Genomic DNA, 2,583 nt, shown 5'->3' with positions numbered 1-2,583 from the left:
CCTGGCCTGCTTCGCCGTGCACGCGCGCGCACCGGGACCAGCTCCCCGCGCTGGTGCGGGTGGCGGGCACGAGGCGGGGCGTGGAGGACTGTTCCACCGCGGACGGAACCGGACTGCGGCCCGGACCAGTACGAGGTCGGCCACTGGGGACCATGGCACCGCCACATCGCCTTCGCGATCGCCGCATCCGCGCGCTTGGCGGTCACCGCCACCCGCACCGCACGGCTCAGGCAGCCCGACGAGCCCCGCCCTGCCCTGCAGCTGATCGAGTTCACCGCCGAGGAGATCCGCCGCCTGCTCCACCAGACCATCTGGCACGTGCGCACGTCCCACTGGTAGTCGCCGCCGAATCCCTGTGGCGCAGAACCCGCCAAACCGTCCAAAGGGATCCACTACGAGAAACGGAGACGCCCAACCCCCGAAGCTTCCCTGCAGTACCTGTCGGGGGATCTGTCGTCGTCCGGCTCCCGATGGCGCCTGCTACCGCCGCCCCCGGCAGATCTCACCCGTGCAGCCTGATTGACCGCTGTACAGGCTCAGGGGGAGCCTGAGGGAGCAGAGACGTTTGGCGGCACACCAAGGGAGAGTAGTCCCTGCCGCATCCGAGGCGGAGGATGAGGCACACGGCAGGGACTACCCGGCGGCTGTCGAAGTTCGCGCTAAGACAGCCTCCTCTACGGGAAGAACATCAGCCGGGGGATATAGCTGACGTTGCTTACGAAGCCCGCGTCCGCCCTCCCAGGGCGGTCAGCAGGGCCCCGCGCTTCCCACCAACACCATACAGGTCAAAATTAGCTGCCCCTTAACGTCAGGGCTCTGGCCTGAGGTGGACTGGGCCGCAGCTCCGCCGCCAACTCACCGTGCTGGTACCTACACAGCCCCTGCAGGACACTCAAGGCGTGGCCGTCGCAACCCACCAGCCGGTGGGTCGCGTGAAACTCCGGAAAAGAGCCTGCAGGACTACTGCAGCAACGGCCCCCGTGCGGAATCCGTCACCCGACGCCAGCGGGGAACTGCCGCCCCCGGCCCCGCCGGGGAGGACGAGGAACCCGAAATGCCCGAAAAAAGGGGGCGGTGACCGGCTCGCCGGCAAGCTGATCCGCTAGAGCGCCGAAGAGATCCGCCGCCTCCTCAACCGGGCCTGGCCCCGGCCACCACTCTCCGCCGCCCTCATCATCACCCAGTCCCTCTGGCGCCGCACCCACTAAACCCACGCTCGCCAAAGCCATCACGACCCCGCGACCGCAGAGACCGCAATCGCGACTCACGGCTGTAATACCAGAAGGAGACCACGCTGACAGCACGTAGGAACACTACAAAACACGTGGTGAAGAATGGCAAGTCCTCAGCACCTTATCCGGCGCGTTCGGCGAACAGCAGGCGGTGGGGGTGCGGCTCGCAGAACACACCCCCACCACCTCCATGCGGGGGTGGACCTTCCCGGGACCCTCCCCGTCTACAGCGGACCGACGCATCCATCGGCCATGATCAAACCGTCGGTCCGCACACCTGCATTTCAATCTCTCCCCGACAGGGAAGCAAGCACCTACGGCGTCAGAACTCGAATATCACCCATGCGGTGGCCCCTTGCGCCGTTATGGCGACTGGCAGCAAGAGCCCGTCGGTGGAGCAGTGCCTGAAGCCTATCCTTGTGTATCCGGCTGACTTTTGCTGTCGATCTTTGTTCACCACCCTGTTACTGACTTGGCTTGTTGGGGTGAGTTCGTACTGTTTCGCTGACGCGGGGCTGGCGCTTCCGGTAGACGGTGCGGTATGCGGGATGGGGGCGGGTTGACGGCCAAGGCACGTCAACGCCGCGAGAGTGTGCGGGCGGAGGCGGCGGAACTGTTCGCCGCAGGGGTCAGGGCTCCGGAGTGGCCCGGCGGCTGGGGGTGAGAGCGAGAAGTCGGCCTACCAGTGGCAGCAGGTCTGGCGGCAGGGCGGGCAGCCAGCTCTGGTCTCAAGGGGGCCGGGCGGGCGGCGGTGCCGGCTGTCGCCGTACTGTCTGGAGAAGCTGGCCGTGTATCTCGAGCAGGGGTCGGCCCCCCACGGCTAGTACTGCAATCACAGTTAGGGAGTGTGTCCGCGTTGTTTGTAGTGACTGTTGCGGGCGCGTGTCTGGCTGAGTCTTCGCCAGAGTGACCAGTGCAGATGGTGGCGGATGGTGAGGTGGGCGGGGTGGAGGAGGTGGCCGATGAGGCGTCGTATTTCTGCCACGGACAGCGGTATCAAGCCACCGTTGTTTCCCCTTTTTGCAGTTCCTGGGCGCGGATGGCGGTCAGGGCGGCGAGGGCGGCCATGGCGAGGGTGATGTGCCGGTACCAGGCGTGGTAGAGGCGGACCTGGTAGTGGTCCAGGCCGCACTCGCCCTTGGCGGTCTGGAAGCATTCCTCGATGGCCCAGCGGGCGCCGGCCACCCTGACCAGGTCCTTAAGCCGGGTGCGGAGGGGGCCGTAGCAGACGTAGTAGGCGATGTCGGCTGGGTCTTTCAGGCTGCTCTACCTTTTTGGACGGGTTGGTCCTCCCATTCGTAGGGTGGGGACGCCCAGGGGTATCGGGTGTGGCTATCAGGCTGCTGCCGCT

Annotated in this window: 3 pseudogenes; 2 read left to right on the top strand and 1 reads right to left on the bottom strand. The window is 66.4% G+C overall.

Going from position 1 to position 2,583, the window contains the following annotated elements:
* Together AC07DW_RS34060 and AC07DW_RS34055 are read left to right on the top strand one after the other, a co-directional pair.
* Window positions 1-339, top strand: a pseudogene (locus AC07DW_RS34060) (hypothetical protein); the annotation flags it as partial.
* A gap of 1,434 nt (window positions 340-1,773) precedes the next feature.
* Window positions 1,774-2,053: pseudogene (locus AC07DW_RS34055) on the top strand (helix-turn-helix domain-containing protein); the annotation flags it as partial.
* Window positions 2,054-2,228: 175 nt separating this feature from the next.
* On the opposite strand, the pseudogene AC07DW_RS34050 reads toward AC07DW_RS34055, so the two are convergent.
* Window positions 2,229-2,495: pseudogene (locus tag AC07DW_RS34050) on the bottom strand (IS701 family transposase); the annotation flags it as partial.
* Window positions 2,496-2,583 lie beyond the last annotated feature (88 nt).

The organism is Streptomyces sp. NPDC045701 (genome assembly GCF_056432045.1).
Note: the sequence above shows the minus strand (reverse complement) of the source record. Positions and strands in the feature narration are given on the sequence as shown.